Genomic DNA, 20,376 nt, shown 5'->3' with positions numbered 1-20,376 from the left:
TGGTAGAAACGTGAACGACATCGGGGTACGAGACGCGGCGCCCGCCCAGGAGACGGCACAGCCCGCACAGGCGGCGCAGGCGCCACAGGACGCGGACGTGGACGTGGTCGTCATCGGCGCCGGGCAGGCGGGCCTGTCCGGCGCCTACCACCTGAGGCGGGTCGGCTTCGAGCCGGACAGGGACTTCGTGGTCCTGGATCACGCGCCCCGCCCCGGCGGAGCCTGGCAGTTCCGATGGCCTTCCCTGACGTACGGGAAGGTGCACGGCATGCACGCGCTCCCCGGGATGGAGCTGCGGGGCGCCGACCCCGCACGACCGTCCTCGCAGGTCATCGGGGAGTACTTCGACGAGTACGAGCGCCGCTTCGGCCTGCGGGTGCGGCGCCCCGTCGACGTGCACAAGGTCCGGGAGGGCGACGGCGGCAGGCTCCTCGTCGAGACCTCGGCGGGCACCTGGTCGACGCGCGCGCTGATCAACGCAACAGGCACCTGGGACCGGCCGTTCTGGCCGCGCTACCCGGGCCAGGATACCTTCCTGGGGCGGCAGTTGCACACGGCGATCTACCCTGGTCCCAAGGCTTTCAAGGGCCTGCGGGTCGTCGTCGTGGGCGGCGGCGCGTCCGGAACGCAGCACCTCATGGAGATGGCCCCGTACGCGGCCGCGACCACCTGGGTCACCCGGCGTCCCCCGGTGTTCCGGGAGGGCCCGTTCGACGAGGACTGGGGGCGTGCGGCGGTAGCCATGGTCGAAGAGCGCGTGCGTCAGGGCCTGCCGCCGCGGAGTGTGGTCTCCGTGACGGGACTGCCCGTGAACGACGCGATCCGGCAGGCACGGGCCGACGGCGTCCTCGACCGGCTGCCGATGTTCGACCGGATCACGCCGACCGGCGTCGAATGGGACGACGGGCGCCGCATCGACGCCGACGTCATTCTTTGGGCGACGGGCTTCCGCGCGGCCATCGAGCACCTCGCGCCCCTGCGGCTGCGCGAGACGGGCGGCGGCATCCGACTGGAAGGCACCCGGGCCGCCGCCGACCCGCGCGTCCATCTGGTGGGGTACGGGCCCTCGGCCAGCACGATCGGGGCCAACCGTGCGGGCCGCGCGGCGGTGCGCGACATCCAGCGGTTGCTGGCGGAGGCGCCGGTCACGGTGTGAGGCGGCTGCGACGCCCCGGCGGCCGGTTCAGGGTGCGGCGACGTTAACCAGGCTCTTGTACGGGAGGTAGCGCGGCACGCTGGGCCGGGTGGGGGCCGGAGTGACGCCGTCCAGGGCCTCGATCATCGTGCCCAGTTCCACGGTTCCCCCGCCCTCGGCGAAGCGGCGCCAGGCCGACATGTCCCGCCATTCCGCGTGGTTGAGCACCCGTCGGCCGTCCTTGCTCGTGTGGAAGTGCGCGGCGAGCAGCCCCGGTGGGCGGGTGCGCTCCAGGATCGCGATGACGTTGTCGACGAAGGCACGCTGGCTGTCCGGCCCGGTCGTCTCGAACGTGGGCGTGACCAGCGCGCCCGGCGCCCCGTCCGGTCCCTCATCGGGTGCGTAGCTGCGGTAGAGCCCGTAGCGCACCTGGCCGGGGCGCTCGATGCCCAGGACCATACGGTCGACCTTGCTCATGCCCTCGGGCCGTCGGGCCGCACGCGCCCATTCCCGGTAGGAGTCGTCATCCGTCCACTGCGCGTAGTTGAGGACCTCGCGGCCGTTCTCGCTCAGGAACGTGGTGAACGAGAGCATGCCCGCCGGGCGCTCCTGCTGCTCCCACTCCTCGATCACGAGGTCCGCGGCCTGCTTCTGGACCCCTGGGGCCGGCAGGGTCCACGAACTGACGAGGATCGTGCCGGCATCCGCGCGCCGGACGTCGGGAAAGGCACGTGCTATCGGTGCGGCCATGGTCGGCTCCTCCTGCAACTGAGCGTCATGATCAGTGAAAAGCGTTGTACCTGAACCACGGTTGAGGTCAAGGCGCAGCCGATCCGGCGAGCAGGAGATCTCCCCCCTGGGCTCCTGCTACTTCGCCTTGTTGAACTCCCCCACGTTCTTCTGGTGTTCCTCGAAGCTCGGTGTGAAACGTGTGTCTCCTGGCTTGACGGTCACGAAGTACAACCAGTTCCCCGGCGTCGGGTTCGCCGCCGCCCGCACGGCCGCCTCGCCGGGGTTGCCGATCGGCGTGGGCGGCAGGCCCATGCGCGCGTAGGTGTTGTACGGGCTGTCGAGCTTCGTGTCGCGTTCGCTGGTGGCCAGTGTGGAGCGGTTGAGCGCGTAGTTGATCGTGGAGTCCATCTGGAGCGGCATACCGCGTTCGAGGCGGTTGTGGATGACCCGGGCGACCTTGCCCATCTCCTCCTTGGAGCCCGCCTCGGCCTCGATCATGCTCGCGATCGTGACCGTCTGGTAGCCGTTCACGGGAGTCTGGCCGGCTCCCGCCGTGACGTGGCCGCCGCCGAACTTCTTGTTCGCCGTGTTCACCATGAACGAGAGGACGGATTCCGGGGTCGATTCGGCACTGATCGGGTATGTGGCCGGGAAGAGATATCCCTCGGGGTTGCCGCGCGCCTCGCCGGGAAGTTTCAGGGCTGCCTTCGGGACGGCCTTCTTCGTGGTGCCCGCGGGGACGCCGAGGGCCTTGTCCACAGCGGCGTACACCTGACCTGAACGCCATCCCTCGGGGATGGTGAGGGAGTCGGGCCCGGCGTCGTCATCGGGCAGCAGCAACGGCACCGCCACGGCGGCGGCCGCAGCGGCGGCTCCGGTCGCGATCAGGGCGATCCGGCCCCGCCGCGTCAGTCGAATCGTGCCACGTCGCGGAGTCTTGGTCTGCATGCAGGCACGGTAACCCGCCAATGCTTACATTCCGGACATATCTTCATGTCGCGGGCTCCAGTTGGGCGTCCCTGCGGACGAGGGCCGCATAACGGCCGTCGCGCTCCAGGAGCTCCTCATGGGTACCGCGCTCGACGGTGCGCCCGCCGTCCAGGACGACGATCTGGTCGGCACCCCGCACGGTGGAGAGCCGGTGGGCGATGGTGAGGGTGGTCCGGTCGGCGGAGAGGGCGTCGATGGCTTCCTGCACCGCCCGCTCCGTGCGGTTGTCCAGGGCGCTGGTCGCTTCGTCGAGGATGAGGACCGGAGGGTCGCGAAGAATGGTGCGGGCGATGGCGAGGCGCTGTTTCTCGCCACCCGAGAAGCGGTGGCCGCGCTCGCCGACGACCGTGTCGTACCCGTCGGGGAGGGACGCGATGTGGTCATGGATCTGGGCGGCGCGCGCCGCCGTGACCAGCTCCTCGTCGGTGGCGTCCGGCTTGGCGAAGCGGAGGTTGTCGGCGACCGAGGAGTGGAAGAGGTAGGTCTCCTGGGAGACGACGCCGACGGCGCGCGCGAGGGTGTCGAAGTCGAGATCGCGCACGTCGACGCCGTCGAGGGTGACGCGGCCTCCCGTGACGTCGTAGAGCCGGGGGACGAGGTGGCTCAGGGTCGACTTTCCGGAGCCGGTGGGGCCCACCACGGCCAGGCTGCCGCCCGCGGGTATCTCGATGTCGATGCCCTGGAGCGTGGGGCCCGACTTCTCGTCGTAGTGGAATTCGACGTCCTCGAAGCGGATCTCACCCTTGATCCTGTCGAGGTGCACCGGCTTCTCGGGTTCGGTGATGTCGATGGGCAGGTCGAGGTATTCGAAGATGCGCTGGAAGAGCGCGAGCGAGGTCTGGATCTGCACGCCGGTGGAGAGCAGGCTCACCGTCGGCCGGAACAGGCCCTGCTGGAGCGAGACGAAGGCGACGAGCGTGCCGATCGAGACGGTCGGGCCGCCCATCCGGAAGGCGAGGCCAGCCGTCCAGTAGATGACCGCGGGCATGGCGGCCATGACGATCGAGATGACGGCCATACGCCAGCGGCCCGCCATGTTCGACCGGATCTCCAGGTCGACCAATTGCTCCGACTCGTCGGCGAAGGATTTGGTGAGGGAGTCGGCGCGGCCCATCGTGCGGCCGAGGAGGATGCCGCTCACGGAGAGCGATTCGGTCACCGTCGCGGCCATCACTGCCATCTGCTTCTGGCGCTGTGTGGCGATCTTCTTGCGCTCGCGGCCGACGCGGCGGCTGATCCACACGAAGACCGGCAGGAGCAGCAGCGAGACGACGGTGAGCCGCCAGTCCAGGGCGAGCATGGCGACGACCGTCGCGATCACGCTCGTGAGGTTGGAGACCAGTGACGTGGCGGTGGAGGTGACCGTCGCCTGCATGCCGCCGATGTCATTGGCGATCCGGGACTGGACCTCGCCCGTGCGGGTGCGCGTGAAGAAGGCCAGCGACATGCTCTGCAGCCGGCCGTAGACCGCGGTGCGCAGGTCGTGCATGACGCGCTGCCCCACGGACGTACTGATCAGGGTCTGCAGGACACCGAGAACACTGGTGACGACCGCGCTGAGGATCATGCCGAGCGCGAGCAGGCTCAGCAGGCCCGTACGCCCTTGCGGCAGGGCGGTGTCGAGGATCTCCTTGAGCAGGAAGGGGGTCGCGACCGAGACGAGCGAGGCGGCACAGACCAGCAGGCCGACGATCGCGAGGCGGCCGCGGTAGGGACGGAAGAGGCGGAGGATGCGGCGCATCTGGCGCGGCTGCGGCTCCTCGCCGGGGGCTGAGGGCTGCGGCGTCCAGGCGGGTTCGTCGTGGCGCATGGGCTCCTTCGGGATCTCGGACGACGATGACTCAGGGAGCATAGCTCACTGTTACCTATACTCACAATGCACAAGGTCCTGATAAAGTTCTCGCATGAACACCCCGGACCCCGACGGCCTGCTCGCCGAACAGCTGCTGCGGCTGACCCGCAGGCTGCAGCGGATCCAGAAACGCCATCTGGGGCCGACCGGCATCACCCCCGCCCAGTCCCGCCTGCTGCGCACCCTCGCGCACTACGAGACCCCGCCACGCATGGCCGATCTCGCCGAGCGCCTCGAAGTCGTGCCCCGCGCCGTGACCACCCTGGTCGACGGCCTGGAGGCGGCCGATCTCGTACGACGCGCGCCCGACCCCACCAACCGCCGGGTGATCCGCATCGAACTGACCGACGCGGGACTCAAGGCCCTCGGCGAGCTGCGCGGCGTGCGCCGGGCCGCCGCGGAGGACGTTCTGGCCCCGCTGGACACCGAGCAGCGCGCACAGCTGGGCATCCTGCTGAATGCGTTGTTCGATGTGCCGGACGTCCGCCGCTGCTGACACCATCGGTCCACCGCACATCGCCGCCGGTACCCGTGCCGAGGGCGATGGGCGGGCCGCCGCAACCGCCGAGGAGTGCTCATGCCACTGCTGGAGCCCGAGCCGGACGCCCTGCGCCCCGGTCCCGCCTCGCGCACGCGGGGCCCGTCCCACGACCGGGTGCCGGACCGGCTGGCCCCGGGCACACCGGAGCCGCTGCGCTCCGAACTGACCGCGCTGCTCGGCGCGGAGAAGGTCCTGACGCACGTCTCCGACCTGGTGCGGTACGCCTCGGACGCCAGCCCCTACCGCTTCGTGCCGCAGGTCGTGGTCGTCCCCGAGGACATCGACGACGTGTCCGCCGTCCTCTCGTACGCGCACGGCAGAGGCCGCGACGTGGTCTTCCGGGCGGCGGGCACGTCACTGAACGGCCAGGCCCAGGGCGAGGACATCCTGGTCGACGTGCGCAAGCACTGGTCGGGCGTCGAGGTGCTCGGTGCCGGCGAGCGGGCCCGCATCGGACCCGGCACGACGGTCGTGCGCGCCAACGCCGCTCTCGCCCGGTTCGGCCGGGTGCTCGGCCCCGACCCTGCGAGCGCCATCGCCTGCACCGTCGGTGGCGTCGTCGCGAACAACGCCTCGGGCATGACCGCGGGCACCACCCGCAACTCCTACCGCACGGTGGCCTCGCTGACCTTCGTCCTCCCCTCCGGAACGGTCGTGGACACGGCCGAAGAGGACGCCGACGCACAGCTGGCCCGCGCGGAACCGGCGCTGTGCGAGGGCCTGCTGGCGATCAAGCGTGAGATCGAGGCCGACGCCGCGCTGGTGGCCCGCATCCGCGCCAAGTACGAGATCAAGAACACCAACGGCTACCGCCTGGACGCCTTCCTCGACGGCTCGACCCCCGTGGAGATCCTGCGCGGCCTGATGGTCGGTTCCGAAGGCACCTTCGGCTTCATCTCCGAGATCGTCTTCGACACGTTGCCGCTGGACCGGCACACGAGCACCGCCCTCCTCTTCTTCCCCTCGCTGCCCGCTGCCGCCGCCGCGGTTCCGCTGTTCAACGCGGCGGGCGCGCTCGCCGTCGAGCTGATGGACGGCAACACCCTGCGCGCTTCGGTGAGCGTTCAGGGGGTGCCCGCCGACTGGGCCGGCCTTCCGAAGTCGACGGCGGCCCTCCTCGTGGAGTTCCGCGCTCCGGACGAGGCCGCCCAGACCGCGTACGAGTCGGCCGCCGCGCGGGCTCTCGAAGGACTCGAACTCGTCGCACCCGTCGCCTCGGTGACCAACACGTTCACGCGCGACGCGAAGACGATCGGTGGTTACTGGAAGGCGCGCAAGGCGTTCGTCACCGCCGTCGGCGGCTCGCGCCCCTCGGGGACGACACTGATCACGGAGGACTTCGCGGTTCCGCCGGGCCGGCTCGCCGAGGCCTGCGAGGCGCTCCTCGATCTCCAGACCCGGCACGGCTTCGACGCCGCCGTCGCGGGCCACGCGGCGCACGGCAACCTCCACTTCCTGCTCGCCTTCGACGCTGCGGTCCCCTCCGACGTGGAGCGCTACGCCGCCTTCATGGACGCGTTCTGCCGCCTGACCGTCGAGCGATTCGACGGTTCGCTCAAGGCCGAGCACGCCACGGGCCGCAACATCGCACCGTTTCTGGAACTCGAATGGGGGCCCCGGGCAACGGAATTGATGTGGCGCACGAAACAGGTCATCGATCCGGACGGGATCCTCGCTCCGCGCATCGTCCTCGACCGTGACCCGAAGGCCCATCTGCGCGGCCTCAAGACCATCCCCAAGGTGGAGCTGATCGCCGACCCCTGCATCGAGTGCGGCTTCTGCGAACCGACCTGCCCCAGCGGTGACTTGACCACGACGCCGCGCCAGCGCATCGTGCTGCGCCGCGAAATGGTGCGCCAGCCCGCGGGCTCCCCGGTCGAGGACGGCCTCGTCGAGGCGTACGGCTACGACGCCGTGGACACCTGCGCGGGCGACTCGACCTGCGGGATCGCCTGTCCCGTCGGCATCGACACGGGTGCCCTGATGAAGAACTTCCGGCATGCGCGGCACTCGCCGCGCGAGGAGAGGACGGCCGCGTTCGCCGCGAAGAACTTCAAGGCCGTCGAGGCGTCCGCCCGGCTCGCGGTGGCCGCCGCCGACAGGATCGGTGACCGCCTGCTCACCGCGGTGACCCGCGCCGCCCGCAAGGCCGTGCGCCCCGACCTCGTCCCCGAGTGGCTGCCGCGGATCCCCGGAGCAGCCGCGCGCAGGCTGCCGCGTACCAGGCGCGTGGACGCCGCGGCCGTCTACTACCCGGCGTGCGTCAACCGCATCTTCGGCGGCCCCGGCGACCTCTCCCTGGCGCAGGCCGTGGTCGCCGTCTCCGCGCGCGCGGGGCGGCCGGTCTGGATCCCGGACGACGTCGCGGGCACGTGCTGCGCGACGATCTGGCACTCCAAGGGGTACGAGGCGGGCAACAGGATCATGGCCAACCGCATCGTCGACGCGGTCTGGGGCTGGACCGCGGGCGGCCGCCTGCCCCTGGTCGTCGACGCCTCGTCCTGCACGCTCGGCATCGCGCACGAGGTCGTGCCCTATCTGACACCGCACAACCGCGAGCTGCACCGCGAGCTGACCGTCGTCGACTCGATCGTCTGGGCCGCCGACGAACTCCTTCCGCGTCTGACGGTGCGCCGCACGGTCGGTTCCGCCGTGTTGCATCCCACCTGCTCCATGCAGCACCTCGGCGACGAGGCGCGGCTCCGTACCGTGGCCGAGGCATGCGCGGACGAGGTGGTGGTCCCGGACGACACCGGCTGCTGTGCCTTCGCGGGCGACCGCGGCATGCTGCACAAGGAGCTCACGGAGTCGGCCACGCGCAAGGAGGCCGCGGAGGTCCTGTCCCGCTCCTTCGACGCCCATCTCTCGGCCAACCGCATGTGTGAGGTCGGCATGGACCACGCGACGGGCCGCGGCTACTACTCCGTGCTCCTGGAGCTGGAGCGCGCGACCCGCCCTACGGCGCCCGAAGAGCCCAGGTACTGACGGAGGCGCTGGCCCTGGCACTGCTCCTGGTACGGGTACCGGCACCGGTACCAACACCGGCACCGGCACCGGCACCGGCACCGGTCCGATAAGTCCAACTGCCCGACCACTTCAGTCCCTTGCGCCCCGCTCGCACCCCCGTAAGGGTGGCTTCCGCCCCAGTGGCAGAGACCAGCCGCCTTTGAGCTACGGAGGTCCGATGCACGACGAGAACGCGACACCGACGCCTGACGGCGCCCACCCCGACGACTCCGCCGAGGGCGCGAGGGGAAGCGGCCGCTCGCGCCGCACGGTGCTCCGGACCGCGGGCCTCGCCGGCGCCGGCCTGGGGGTCGGCGCCTTCGCGGGCGGCACGGCGCACGCCGAAACCCCGGCCGCCGGCACCCCCGCCGCCGCGGCCAACGCCGTGTCGGACACGGCTCAGAGCCCTGCCCGTCGGGGCAAGACCATGATCGGCGTGCCGTTCCAGCGGCGCTCCACGGTCCGGGTCGGGATCATCGGGCTCGGCAACCGCGGCGGCAGCATGATCGACCTGTTCCTCGCGATACCGGGCGTCCGCGTCGTCGCGCTCTGCGACCCGGTCAAGGAGAAGACCGCGGCGGCCGCGAAGAAGGTCACGGCCGCGGGCCAGCCCGCACCGGCGACGTACACCAAGGGCGAACACGACTACGAGAACCTGTGCAAGCGCGGGGACATCGACTTCGTGTACGTGGCGTCGCCCTGGGACTTCCACTTCGAGATGGCCAAGTCGGCGATGCTGAACGGCAAGCACGTCGGCGTGGAGTGCCCCATCGCCCTGCGGCTGGACGAGCTGTGGGAGCTCGTGGACCTCTCCGAGCGCACCCGCAGACACTGCATGCAGCTCGAGAACTGCTGTTACGGGAAGAACGAGATGCGTGTCCTGCGGATGGCGCACGCGGGCAAGTTCGGCGATCTGCTGCACGGCGCGGGCGCTTACAACCACGACCTGCGCGGCCTCATGTTCGACCCCGACTACTACGAGGGTCCCTGGCGGCGCCTGTGGCACACCCGACTGCGCGGCGACCTCTACCCGAACCACGGCTTCGGCCCGGTCGCCAACTACATGGACGTCAACCGCGGTGACCGCGTCACGCACATCTCCAGCTTCGGAACGCCCTCCCTCGGCCTCGCCCAGTACCGCAAGGAACACATGCCCGCGGGTGACCCGAGCTGGAAGGAGACGTACATCGAGAGCGACCGCACGATCAGCCTCGTCCAGACGGCGAAGGGGCGGGTCATCCGTCTGGAGCATGACGTCTCCACGCCCCATCCCTACAGCCGCATCAACAGCCTCGGCGGCACACGGGGCGTCTTCGAGGACTACCCGGAGCGCATCTACATCGAGCCCGACCACACGGACGACGAATGGGGCGACTTCGCCGCGTACGCCGACTTCGACCACTGGTTGTGGAAGGAGCATGCCAACCCGCCCGGCGGGCACGGCGGCATGGACTACATCATGATCTTCCGCCTGATGCAGACCATGCGGCTCGGTCTGGTGCCGGACTTCGACGTGTACGACGCCGCGACCTGGACGTCCCCCGTGCCGCTCAGCCATCTGTCGATCAAGGCGAAGGGCGCGCCGCAGGCGATCCCCGACTTCACGCGCGGCCTGTGGAAGAAGGCCCGGCCGGGCCTGGACTCGGAGAAGCCGAAGGAGGAGTGACGCAGGCAGCCGGGACTCCCTGCCGACCGGGGGGCAAGATCTAAGAGGCACGGGACTTGATGCGGGCCCGGGTGGGCTCGGCGTCGGTACGCGGACCGCCGAGCCCTCCCGGGACCCGTCCCGCCCGCTGCTCTCAGCAGCGTCGGCGGTCCTCCGTCAGGGTTCCCTGAACGGTGGAGAGGGTGCGGTTGTAACAGCCCGCGTCGCCGATGAGCCGGTAGCGCTCGCGCGATGTGCCCACGGCGTGCCGCTGATCGCGCGGCACGTTGGCGGTGTACGTCGCGTCGCCGTCGTAACGGTCGTCGAGCACCACCCGGTCGCTCCGCCGCCCATCACCGGTCGTGACGCTCTCGGCGCGGTCGCCGAGGGAGATCGCGGTCCGCAGCCGGTCACCGGCGCCGAGGGTCGTCGTGCCGTCCATGGTGTACGTCCGGTCGGTGCGCACGGCGCGGTGGCCCGTCGTGACCGTCTCCCGGTCGGTCCAGGTGGCCTCGAGCGCGTCCATCGCCTCACCGTCGGTCCAGCGGTGGACGGAGGTGTTCGCGAGGGCGCGGGTCACGGTCGTCGTCACGCGTCCGTGGGAGGTCTTCACGTACCCCGAGAGGCTGAGCCGGTGGCCACCCTCCGTGTCCAGCCGGTGCGCCTCCCCGCCGGACCCCGGCCTGTATGTCGACTCGTTCGCGACTGCGCCCTCTTGGTGGCGGGTCAGCCGGCCCGTGACGTGGTCGCTCTTCTCGTCCTGCCACACCAGGACGTTGACCGGGGTGCTCCAGCCGGTCTGTGCCTCGGGGACGCCGACCACGGAGACCTCGACCTGGTGCTGACGGCCGTCGTTGAGGATGCCGGCGAACGGGGTCAGGTCGTATTCGAGGGGCTTGATGTCGAAGGCACGGGGCCCCGGGATCACGTACCAGAGGAAGGGGTTGGACCAGCCGCCGGTCCACACGGTCGGGAACGGCGCGGCGACACCCGCCAGTTGCCCGTCGACCTTGACCTGCACCTCGCGGTAGGGGCCGTTGTCGGCCTTGCAGGAGTAGGGCGCGGTAGCGGGCACCGTCAGATACCAGTACTCCTCGCACCCGCCGCCGGACCCGGTGGCGTACACCTCGGCGACGATGCGTTCGCTGTTGCGCGGGGTGGTGAGGGTGGTGCTGTCCCCCAGCGGGATGACCCGGTCGGGGACCGGCGCCTGCGTGTGCCGGTGGCCCCGGCTCTCCCGCTCGTAGAAGGTCAGCGTTGCCTTGACGTCGATGATCCCTGTGTACGTGTCGTTGACGACGTTCCCGATGAGCATCTCCACCTGCTGGTGGCGGCTCAGTGTCTCGCTGTATCGGGTGACGTCCTTCTCCACGGACCAGGTGATGCCGTCCGCCGACGGCTCCGGAGTCGACGTGCGAAGGATTTCGACACCGCCGATGCGGAGGTAGCCGAGACGGTCGTACTGCCGTCCCTTGACCTTTCCGTCGAGGCGCAGCACCACCTTGCCCCACTTCCCCGGGCGTCCCTCACCGCACTGCTTCGGCGGGTCGTACGTTCCCACGTACGGCGTGAAGTCCTTGAACTGCGCTTCGGCGACCGCGACTTCGCAGGATCGGGTGTGCGGTTTCGGCACTGGTGGTGCGGCGGTGACCGGGTCGTGCCAGTCGCTGCCGAACTCCGGCGGCGGTGCGGCGGCCGCGGCTGGGCCCGCGCCGAGGAGGGTGCTCGCGGCGAGGGCTGCCCCGACGAGCATGGACATGACGCGTCTTCTCATGGGTGATTTCTATGGGCAGTCGCCCATCACCGCAACGGTGTTGACCACCGGCTCATGCCCGCAGGTTGGTCCTGTCCCCCATCACCACTACCGGATGCTGCTTCGGGTCGAGCGTGCGCAGCAGGGACTCCATCCCCGACTTGGACAGGCTCACGCAACCGGAAGTGCCGCTGCCGTGGTCCATGTGGAGCCAGATGCTGCCGCCCTTGGCCTGGCCCTGCGGGCGCGTCGGGTCGTTCGGCGGAGTCCCCTTGGCGCGGTTGTAGTCGATGGCGATGACGTAGTCGAAGTCGTGCCAGTGCGTCTTGGGCCAGTAGTGCGGGGCCTGGATGGACGCCGACTTCGTGTAGGGCAACTTGGCGCCGGGGTCCGCGAGCACCCCTCCCGCGTCGGTGAGCGTGAACACGCCGACCGGGCTGCGCTTGTCGTTCTCGTGGTGGTCGGTGGTCCAGCCCTTCTTGCCGTTGTGCGCGGGCCAGCTGCGGGCCTTCTGCCAGGTCGTGTCCTTGTCGCCCGACTTCGTGTAGAGGACGACGGTCGACTTCGCCGAGTCCACGCCGTCGCCGTAGACCGCTACCACCTGACGGGAGTTCTTCGGGATCCTGGACTGCAGGCCGTCGCCCACGTCTGGGATGCGCCGGAGATCGGCGGCTCCTGCTCCGCTGCCTTGCCCCGCGCTCCCGCCGTGCCCGGCCTCACCCTTCCCCGCAGCGTTGTCGTCCCCGTCCCCGCAGGACGTCAGGAGGACACCGCAGGCCGCTACCACGACCACCGTTCGCACCACACCGGCTATACGCATCCGCCCATGGTCGCACCCGGCCCACGGCACCCCCGACAAGCCCCGCGGCCGAGGCCGGGACCGGGCCGATTCTTTACCCCGGAACGGAAAATCGTTTGCTTCGGACCACCGCGCGAGGTGAACCTTTCACGGTTTGTAACCGCCGTCCGCTTCCTCGGTCATCGCCCGGAGCGACGGCCGCCGCACCGAGTCCTGGGACATCATGCAGATTCGCGACCTTCCGTATCCCGACCCCGGCGTCCCCGATGCCCGGTCGGGACCGCGCTTCTTGCTGTGGCTCGGCCGCAACCAGTTGGGCGGACAGCTCAAGTCCCTCGCCTGGGGCCTGCTGCACTTCAGCTCGATCGCCGGCCTGCCGTACCTGGTCGGCGTCGCCGTCGAAGCCGTACTCGACCGCTCCGGTGCACGGCTCGCCCTCTCGGGCGCACTGATCGGCCTCTTCGGCATAGCCATCGCCGTCGGTGACACGATGCTGCACCGCACCGCCATCACCAACTGGATCACGGCCGCCGCCCGGGTGCAGCAGCTGCTCGCCCGCAAGACGGCCGCGCTCGGCTCCGCGCTCACCCGGCGCGTCGCCGCCGGCGAGGTCGTGGCGGTCTCCACCGGCGACGTCGAGAAGATCGGATGGTTCGTGGAGGCGCTGTCGCGATTCGCGGCTGCCGCCTTCACGGTCGTCCTGGTCTGCGTCGGGCTCGTCCTCTACCAGCCCGCCCTCGGCGTCGTCGTGGCGGTGGGCATCCCGGTGCTCGCGCTCGCCGTGCTCCCGCTGCTGCCCCGCGCCACACGCCGGGCGGATCTCCAGCGTGAGAAGGCGGGCCGGGCCACCGAGCTGGCCTCCGACACCGTCGCTGGCCTGCGGGTACTGCGCGGCATCGGCGGCGAGGAACTCTTCCTCGACCGCTACCGCAGCGCGTCCCAGGAGGTCCGCACCGCCGCGGTGCGCAGTGCCCGGATGTGGGCCGCCATCTCGGCGATCCAGGTTCTGATGCCGGGCCTGCTGCTCATCGCGGTCGTCTGGCAGGGCGTCCATCTCGCCCGCGAGGGCCGCATCACGGTGGGCGAGCTCGTCACCGTCTACAGCGCCATCATGATGCTCAACTACCCGCTGCGGCACTTCGAGGAGATCGCCATGGCGTACTCCTTCTCGCGCCCCTCCGCGACGCGGGCGGCGAGGGTTCTGGCTCTGCGACGGACGACGGAGGCGGTTTCCGGGGGTGCTACAGGTGAGGCCCGCGCCGGGGAGGCCGGGGATGCTGGGGATGCCGGGGGTGGCTGCGAGCACTCCGTAGGGCGGGGCGCCGACCCGGTGCTTCCCACGGGAGGCCCGCTGGAGCCGTCCGGTGACCTGTACGACCCGGCGACCGGCCTGCTCGCCCCGGCCGGACGGCTCACCGCCGTGGTCTGCGGCGACCCCGACGAGGCGGGTCGACTCGCCGAACGGCTCGGCGGACACCCCGCGTTCGAGGAGGCAGCCGCTCTGCCGTCCGTACACCTGGGCGGCGTGCCGCTCGACGACCTGCCCCTGGACACCGCCCGCACCGCCGTCCTCGTCCAGGACAAGGACCCCGTCCTGCTCTCCGGGACCCTCCGCGCACTTCTCGACGTACCGGGCTCAGGGGCGGTCAGCCCTACGGAGGCGCTGACCGCGGCGCAGTGCGGCGACGTGCTCGACGCGCTGGCGCAGGCATCGGTGGACGACGACCCGATGGCCGCCCATCTCACGGAGCGCGGCCGCTCCCTCTCCGGAGGCCAGCGCCAACGCCTCGCCCTGGCCCGCTCGCTGGTCACCGACCCGGAAGCACTGGTGCTCGACGAGCCGACGTCCGCCGTCGACTCGCACACCGAGGCCCGGGTCGCCGACGGCATCCGGCAGCTGCGCCGTGGACGCACCACCGTGGTGCTCACCTCGTCACCGCTGCTCCTGGACCGCGCCGAACGTGTCGTCTTCCTGGCCGACGGCGAGGTCGCGGCAGTGGGCGAACACCGCGAACTGATGCACGACGAACCGCGGTACCGCGCCGTCGTGACTCGCGAGACCGACGCCGAACGCGTCACTGCACAAGCCGCCCTGACAGACTTCGACATCGAGGAGACGGCATGACCGGCCTGGCTCCCCCGGCCTACGATCCGGCCCTCCCCACGACGGCGGAGACGCTGCCCATAGGCTCGACCGCGACCGTGCGCGCCTACGTGGGCGAACTCTTCCAGCGCCACCGCCGGTCCTTCCTGCTCCTCATCCTCGTGAACACGCTCGCCGTCGTCGCCTCGATGGCAGGCCCCTACCTGCTCGGTGGCCTGGTCGAGAAGGTCTCGGACGACACCCGTGACCTCCATCTGGGGCTCACCATCGGGCTGTTCGCTTTCGCGCTCGTGGTGCAGGCCTACTTCGTGCGCGAAGTGCGGCTGCGCGGGGCGGTGCTCGGCGAGCGGATGCTGGCGGACCTGCGGGAGGACTTCCTCGTACGCTCCGTCGGGCTGCCGCCCGGCGTCCTGGAGCGGGCCGGTACCGGCGACCTCCTCTCCCGGATCACCACGGACATCGACCGTCTCGCCAACGCCATGCGCGAAGCCGTGCCGCAACTCGCCATCGGTGTGGTGTGGGTCGTGCTGCTGCTCGCCGGTCTCACGGTGACCGCGCCCCCGCTGGCGCCCGCCGTACTCGTCGCCGTACCCCTGCTCGTCGTGGGCTGCCGCTGGTACTTCAAGCGCGCGCCGTCCGCCTACCGTTCGGAGGCCGCCGGGTACGCCGCCGTGGCCGCCGCCCTCACCGAGACCGTCGACGCGGGACGCACGGTCGAGGCCCACCGCCTCGGTCCCCGCCGCATCGAACTCTCGGAGCGCCGCATCAAGGAGTGGACCGCCTGGGAGCGGTACACCCTCTATCTGCGCTCGGTCCTGTTCCCGGTCATCAACTTCACCCACACGACCGTGCTCTGCTCGACTCTGATGATCGGCGGTGTCTTCGTCCTCCAGGGCTGGATCGGCGTGGGGCAGCTGACCACGGGCGTGCTGATCGCGCAGATGCTCGTCGACCCGCTCGGGATCATCCTGCGCTGGTACGACGAGCTGCAGGTCGCCCAGGTCTCGCTCGGCCGGCTCGTCGGTGTGCGCGACATCGAGCCGGACAGCGGCGACGCCTCCGTGGTGCCGAACGGGCGCCACGTGCTCGCCGACGACGTGCACTTCGGCTACCGCGCGGGCGTGGACGTCCTTCGCGAGGTGTCCCTCGCCGTCGAACCCGGCTCGCGCGTGGCCCTGGTCGGCCCGTCCGGAGCGGGCAAGTCCACTCTCGGCAGGCTGCTCGCCGGGATCTACGGACCGCGGACCGGCCGCGTCACCCTGGGCGGTGCCGCCTTGTCCGCCATGCCCGCGGAGGAGGTACGCGCACATGTGGCCCTGGTCAACCAGGAGCACCACGTCTTTGTGGGCTCTCTGCGCGACAACCTCCTGCTCGCCAGGGTTGGGGCACGCGACGCCGAACTCTGGGCAGCGCTCGGCGCGGTCGACGCCGCCGACTGGGCACAGGCCCTCGATGACGGTCTGGACACCGAGGTCGGCTCCGGCGGCTTCGCGCTGACGCCTGCACAGGCGCAGCAGATCGCTCTGGCGCGACTGGTCCTCGCCGATCCGCACACCCTCGTCCTGGACGAGGCGACCTCGCTCCTCGACCCGCGCGCGGCACGGCACTTGGAACGCTCCCTCGCCCGCGTTCTGGACGGCCGCACCGTCGTGGCGATCGCCCACCGACTGCACACCGCACACGACGCGGACGTGATCGCGGTGGTCGAAAACGGCCGGATCACCGAACTGGGCAGCCACGACCAACTGGTGGCGGCGGACGGTGCGTACGCGGCACTGTGGCGGTCCTGGCACGGGTAGGAGGCGTGCGAGACGCACGAAGGTGGGGCGCGCGTGCGGCACGGGGCGCTCGGGCGTGGGACGTGTGGGCGTAGGAGTTGTGGACGTGAGGCTAGTGGGCGTGGGGCACGCATTCATGGGGCCGGTGTGCGTGCGGTCGGCGTGCATGCGGCCGGTGTGGATGCGGTCGGCGTCCGCGCGGTCAGCGTCGGGCGGAAGTTGAACCGATGGCGGATAGCACCCGGCATCCTGCCGCAGTGGTTCGGCGGGCGAGCGAGGGCACTCGCGCCCGGGGTGCCCTGCCACCATCCACACAGGGGTGGCCAGGGTGCGTGGATGGCTGCATCGCCCACGGATCCCGGCACCCCTGACCGTCGCGGGCCTGCCCGCTACCTCTGGTGGACGATTGTCAACCAGCGCCAACGCGTTGCTCTGGGCGCGCTGCTGGGCAGCGCCTGGATGATCTGCCTGACGCTTCCCCCGTACGTCCTGTCCCACGCCATCGACGACGGCCTGCTGCCCGGCGACCGGCCCGCCCTCCTCGGCTGGTCCGCCGCCTTGCTCGGCATCGGAATCCTGAACGCTCGGCTGGCGATCATGCGGCACCGAACGATGACCAGGATCCGGCTCGACGCCTACTGCCGGACGGTGCGTGTCGTCGTCGGCCACGCGACCCGGCTCGGCGCCGCGCTGCCCCAACGGCTCTCCGCGGGCGAGGTCGTCACCATCGGCCACTCCGACGTGGGCGTGATCAGCCAGACACTCACCGTGACCGGACCCGGTGTGGGTGCGGTGATCGCCTACTTCGTGGTGGCCGCGCTGCCGCTCTCCGTCTCCGCGCTGCTCGCCGTGGTGGTGCTGGTCGGCGTGCCGCTGCTCGCTGTACTGATCGGTCCTTTCCTCGGCCGGCTGCAGAGGGCGGAGACGGACTACCGGGAGCGCCAGGGCACACTCGCCGCGATACTCGGGGACCTCGCGGGCGGTCTCCGCGTCCTCAACGGACTCGGCGGCAAGGGGGCATTCGCCACCCGCTACCGCGAGGCCTCGCGCAGGCTGCAGGACGAGGACTACCGGGTCGGGTCGAGCATGAGCTGGATCCAGGCCTTCGGCCTCGGCCTGCCCACCCTGTTCCTGGCCGCCGTGACATGGCTCGCCGCGCGCATGGCCGCACAGGGCACCATCACGGTGGGCGAGTTGGTGGCTGTCTACGGCTACGTCGCCGTGCTCGTGGTGCCCGTAACATTCTTCATCGAGGGCGGCTACGACATCGGCCGAGGCCTGGTCGCCGCGCGGCGCGTCGTGGACTTCTTGAACCTGGAGCGTGGGGGCGACACGGCCGGTGCGAGACTCCCCGATGGGTCCGCCCGTCCGCTCCCTGCCCCCAGAGCACCGTCCGTGCTGCGCGACCCGCAGTCCGGGGACGAGGTGGCACCCGGGACCTTCACCGCGCTCGTCAGCGCTCGTGCCTCGGATGGCACAGACATCGTCGATCGCCTCGGCCGGTTCGCGCCCTCCCCCGCCACCTGGAGTTCGGTCCGCCTCGACACCGTCGCACTCGACGAGGTGCGCGCACGGATCCTGGTGGCGGACAACGAAGCCGACCTCTTCGCCGGTACGCTGCGCGCGGCGCTCTCCGGGCGCCGGTCCCCGGATGAGATCGCCCTCGCCCACGCGGTGGACGCGGCCGTGGCCCGTGACATCGTCCTCGGACTGCCGGACGGCTTCGACGCCATCCTCGATGCGCACGGCCACAACCTCTCCGGCGGGCAACGCCAGCGCGTCCGGCTGGCCCGCGCCCTCGTCGCCGACCCGGAAGTCCTCCTTGCCGTCGACCCCACGTCGGCAGTCGACGCCCACACCGCGGCAACCATGGCGGCCCATCTGCGCGCCGCCCGCAAGGGCCGCACCACACTCGTCACCAGCACGTCCTCTCTCGTACTCGACCATGTCGACGTCGTGTACTACGTGGTCGACGGCCGTGTCACCGCCATCGGCCGACACACCGAGCTGCTGGCCGGGCGCCCGGACTACAGGCGCTTGGTGCTGCCCGACGCCGACGAGGGCGAGGGCGATGTGGCGCATGAGCCGCACGCGCCACGAGACCGCACGCCTTCCCACCCTTCCGCCGAGCCGGATCATGAGGCACTCCGATGACGCCCGCAACGCCGGCCGGCCGTGGCGACGCGGCCGATCCCGGAGCCGGGCACCTGCCTGTAGCCAGCCGCCGCCAGGTCCGCCAAGCCGCTGTCCGCCTCATCCGCCAGGACACCGGTGCCTTCATCACGATGATCGTCTTCAATGCGCCCGCCGCGGCCGCGGGCCTTGTCGGACCGTGGCTGCTCGGGCGCATCATCAACACGGTCAAGGACGGCGGAGGTGTCTCCGCCGTCGACCGCCTGGCACTCGGCATCCTCGCCGGAGCCCTCGCCCAGCTTCTCCTGGCGCGCCACGCCCGCTACCTCGCCCACCATTTCGGTGAGCGGACCCTCGCCCGTATCCGGGAACAGTTCGCCGACCGGGCGCTCGCCCTGCCCGCCTCGGTCGTGGAACGGGCCGGTGCGGGAGACCTGACGGCCCGCGGCAGCACTGACGTGGCGACCGCGGGGCAGGCGCTGCGGGATACGGGCCCCGATGTGTTCGTCGCGGCCGTGCAGGCGCTGTTCATTCTCTGCGCCGTCTTCCTGCTCGACCCGCTGCTCGGTGTCTGCGGCGTGCTCGGTCTCACCGGCATCTGGTTCGCTACTCGCTGGTACCTGCGCCGGGCCCGCTCCGCCTACCTCCAGCAGGGAGCGGCCCACTCCTCGCTGGCGGAGGTGCTCGCCGCCACCGCGACCGGAGCCCGCACCGTCGAGGCCTTCGGTCTGGAGGGCCGTCGTGTCACGGAGAGCGAGGCGGAGATCGAGGCGGAGATCGAGCGGTGCCTCACTGCCCACGACCGGACGTTGTTCCTGCGCAGCGTTCTCTTCCCTTCGATCGACATCTCGTACGCCGTGCCGGTCGTCGTCGTGCTGCTCGTCGGCGGCGCTCTGCACGAGCAGGGTTCCGTATCCCTGGGCATGGTGGTCGCGTCGGCTTTGTACCTGCGCCAGCTCTCCCAGCCGCTGGACACGATCCTTCAACAGGTCGAACAGCTGCAGAGCAGTGGTGCCTCCTTCGCCCGGGTCGAGGGCCTTGCCGCCGTCCCTGCCGAGCCGGCCGATCCCTCCACCCCGTCCGTCGCCCCTCGGATCCCCGGACCTGGGGGCACGATCGAGCACCAGCGCATCGAGATCCGCGGGGTGCGCTTCGCGTACGGCGCCGGTGGCGAGGTCCTGCGCGGCGTCGATCTCACCGTGCGCCCCGGTGAACGCCTGGCGATCGTCGGCCCCTCGGGAGCGGGCAAAAGTACCCTCAGCCGTCTGCTGGCAGGCATCGACGCCCCTACGGCAGGGGCGGTGACCGTCGGCAGCACGCCGATCGTCGAGTTGCCGCCCGAGCGGCTGCGGCGTCAGGTCGTCCTCGTCACGCAGGAACATCATGTCTTCCTGGGCACCGTGCGTGACAACCTGCTCATCGCGGCGGAGTCCGCCACGGACATCGAACTGAGCGCCGCCCTGACTGCGGTCGGCGCCGACTGGTCCGGCGGCCTGCCGGACGGGCTGGACACGGAGCTGGGCCCCGGGGGCCATCGGTTGCACAGCGCCCAGGCCCAGCGATTGGCACTGGCTCGCGTGGTGCTCGCCGATCCGCACACGCTGATCCTCGACGAGGCTACCGCGCTCCTGGATCCGGCGATGGCACGTCATACGGAACGGGCCCTGGCCGCCGTCCTCCGCGACGCACCGTCATCGCCATCACCCACCGCCTGCAGACGGCCCACGACGCGGACCGCGTGGCGGTCATCGAGGATGGCCGGCTGACCGAGCTCGGCACCCACGACGAGCTCGTGGCAGCCGATGGCAGCTACGCCGCGCTGTGGCACTCCTGGCATGGGAAGCACCCGCCCGCACCCTGAGTGATGGCGGGCTTTGCCTTGGTCTGCGTCCGGGCAACAGCCGTCCC

At 70.8% G+C, this 20,376-nt stretch carries 12 protein-coding genes and 1 pseudogene; 8 read left to right on the top strand and 5 right to left on the bottom strand.

The features are described from left to right. Positions 1 to 97: 97 nt before the first annotated feature. Entirely contained in the window at positions 98 to 1,156 is a 1,059-nt protein-coding gene (locus ACFVYR_RS08185; RefSeq protein ID WP_384253405.1) for an NAD(P)-binding domain-containing protein, read from the top strand. 27 nt (positions 1,157 to 1,183) lie between these two features. Here the strand turns inward: ACFVYR_RS08185 and ACFVYR_RS08180 are convergent, their stop codons facing one another. The 3 genes from ACFVYR_RS08180 to ACFVYR_RS08170 form a co-directional block, all read right to left on the bottom strand. Next, a complete protein-coding gene (locus ACFVYR_RS08180; protein ID WP_384253183.1) occupies positions 1,184 to 1,885 on the bottom strand; it encodes an antibiotic biosynthesis monooxygenase in 702 nt (233 codons plus the stop codon). Positions 1,886 to 2,002: 117 nt separating this feature from the next. Continuing rightward, the gene (mltG, locus tag ACFVYR_RS08175) at positions 2,003 to 2,815 is read right to left on the bottom strand and encodes an endolytic transglycosylase MltG (RefSeq protein WP_384253186.1); all 813 of its coding nucleotides are present in this window, start codon (positions 2,813 to 2,815) and stop codon (positions 2,003 to 2,005) included. 43 nt (positions 2,816 to 2,858) lie between these two features. Beyond that, on the bottom strand, positions 2,859 to 4,667 hold the full coding sequence (locus ACFVYR_RS08170; RefSeq protein ID WP_384253188.1) for an ABC transporter ATP-binding protein: 1,809 nt from the start codon (positions 4,665 to 4,667) through the stop codon (positions 2,859 to 2,861). A gap of 94 nt (positions 4,668 to 4,761) precedes the next feature. Between ACFVYR_RS08170 and ACFVYR_RS08165 the strand changes: the two genes are divergently transcribed. The 3 genes from ACFVYR_RS08165 (at position 4,762) to ACFVYR_RS08155 (ending at position 9,922) form a co-directional block, all read left to right on the top strand. After that, positions 4,762 to 5,205, top strand: a complete 444-nt coding sequence (locus ACFVYR_RS08165) for a MarR family winged helix-turn-helix transcriptional regulator (protein WP_384253191.1) — start codon at positions 4,762 to 4,764, stop codon at positions 5,203 to 5,205. A gap of 81 nt (positions 5,206 to 5,286) precedes the next feature. Continuing rightward, positions 5,287 to 8,235, top strand: coding sequence for an FAD-binding and (Fe-S)-binding domain-containing protein (locus ACFVYR_RS08160; RefSeq protein ID WP_384253194.1), 2,949 nt, complete (start codon positions 5,287 to 5,289; stop codon positions 8,233 to 8,235). 199 nt (positions 8,236 to 8,434) lie between these two features. Further along, entirely contained in the window at positions 8,435 to 9,922 is a 1,488-nt protein-coding gene (locus ACFVYR_RS08155) for a Gfo/Idh/MocA family protein (protein ID WP_384253196.1), read from the top strand. A 133-nt stretch (positions 9,923 to 10,055) separates the two neighbouring features. Here ACFVYR_RS08155 and ACFVYR_RS08150 read toward each other — a convergent pair whose 3' ends face one another. Then, positions 10,056 to 11,675, bottom strand: coding sequence for a peptide-N4-asparagine amidase (locus tag ACFVYR_RS08150; protein WP_384253198.1), 1,620 nt, complete (start codon positions 11,673 to 11,675; stop codon positions 10,056 to 10,058). 52 nt (positions 11,676 to 11,727) lie between these two features. Then, complete coding sequence (locus tag ACFVYR_RS08145; protein ID WP_384253201.1) at positions 11,728 to 12,474, bottom strand: L,D-transpeptidase family protein; 747 nt, start codon at positions 12,472 to 12,474, stop codon at positions 11,728 to 11,730. Positions 12,475 to 12,676: 202 nt separating this feature from the next. Between ACFVYR_RS08145 and ACFVYR_RS08140 the strand changes: the two genes are divergently transcribed. The 4 genes and pseudogenes from ACFVYR_RS08140 to ACFVYR_RS08125 all read left to right on the top strand — a co-directional run bounded on the left by ACFVYR_RS08140 (position 12,677) and on the right by ACFVYR_RS08125 (position 20,329). Next, positions 12,677 to 14,578, top strand: a complete 1,902-nt coding sequence (locus tag ACFVYR_RS08140) for an ABC transporter transmembrane domain-containing protein (protein WP_384253204.1) — start codon at positions 12,677 to 12,679, stop codon at positions 14,576 to 14,578. Further along, a complete protein-coding gene (locus ACFVYR_RS08135) occupies positions 14,575 to 16,356 on the top strand; it encodes an ABC transporter ATP-binding protein (protein ID WP_384253207.1) in 1,782 nt (593 codons plus the stop codon). Before ACFVYR_RS08140 ends, ACFVYR_RS08135 begins: the two co-directional genes overlap by 4 nt. A gap of 315 nt (positions 16,357 to 16,671) precedes the next feature. Continuing rightward, the gene (locus ACFVYR_RS08130; RefSeq protein ID WP_384253210.1) at positions 16,672 to 18,489 is read left to right on the top strand and encodes an ABC transporter transmembrane domain-containing protein; all 1,818 of its coding nucleotides are present in this window, start codon (positions 16,672 to 16,674) and stop codon (positions 18,487 to 18,489) included. Then, positions 18,486 to 20,329 (top strand): annotated as a pseudogene (locus ACFVYR_RS08125) (ABC transporter ATP-binding protein). Before ACFVYR_RS08130 ends, ACFVYR_RS08125 begins: the two are co-directional and overlap by 4 nt. Positions 20,330 to 20,376 lie beyond the last annotated feature (47 nt).

Origin of the sequence: Streptomyces sp. NPDC058284 (assembly GCF_042881135.1) — a bacterium.
In the GTDB taxonomy this organism is placed as follows: Bacteria; Actinomycetota; Actinomycetes; order Streptomycetales; family Streptomycetaceae; genus Streptomyces.
This window is presented reverse-complemented; position numbering and strand designations above follow the sequence as displayed.

What these genes read in the sequence shown, in the direction of transcription:
- ACFVYR_RS08150 (WP_384253198.1), bottom strand. Translation starts at nt 11,675, where the DNA reads ATGAGAAGACGCGTCATGTCCATGCTCGTCGGGGCAGCCCTCGCCGCG.
- ACFVYR_RS08135 (WP_384253207.1), top strand. Translation starts at nt 14,575, where the DNA reads ATGACCGGCCTGGCTCCCCCGGCCTACGATCCGGCCCTCCCCACGACG.
- ACFVYR_RS08165 (WP_384253191.1), top strand. Translation starts at nt 4,762, where the DNA reads ATGAACACCCCGGACCCCGACGGCCTGCTCGCCGAACAGCTGCTGCGG.
- ACFVYR_RS08180 (WP_384253183.1), bottom strand. Translation starts at nt 1,885, where the DNA reads ATGGCCGCACCGATAGCACGTGCCTTTCCCGACGTCCGGCGCGCGGAT.
- ACFVYR_RS08155 (WP_384253196.1), top strand. Translation starts at nt 8,435, where the DNA reads ATGCACGACGAGAACGCGACACCGACGCCTGACGGCGCCCACCCCGAC.
- ACFVYR_RS08170 (WP_384253188.1), bottom strand. Translation starts at nt 4,667, where the DNA reads ATGCGCCACGACGAACCCGCCTGGACGCCGCAGCCCTCAGCCCCCGGC.
- ACFVYR_RS08160 (WP_384253194.1), top strand. Translation starts at nt 5,287, where the DNA reads ATGCCACTGCTGGAGCCCGAGCCGGACGCCCTGCGCCCCGGTCCCGCC.
- mltG (WP_384253186.1), bottom strand. Translation starts at nt 2,815, where the DNA reads ATGCAGACCAAGACTCCGCGACGTGGCACGATTCGACTGACGCGGCGG.
- ACFVYR_RS08140 (WP_384253204.1), top strand. Translation starts at nt 12,677, where the DNA reads ATGCAGATTCGCGACCTTCCGTATCCCGACCCCGGCGTCCCCGATGCC.
- ACFVYR_RS08130 (WP_384253210.1), top strand. Translation starts at nt 16,672, where the DNA reads ATGGCTGCATCGCCCACGGATCCCGGCACCCCTGACCGTCGCGGGCCT.
- ACFVYR_RS08145 (WP_384253201.1), bottom strand. Translation starts at nt 12,474, where the DNA reads ATGCGTATAGCCGGTGTGGTGCGAACGGTGGTCGTGGTAGCGGCCTGC.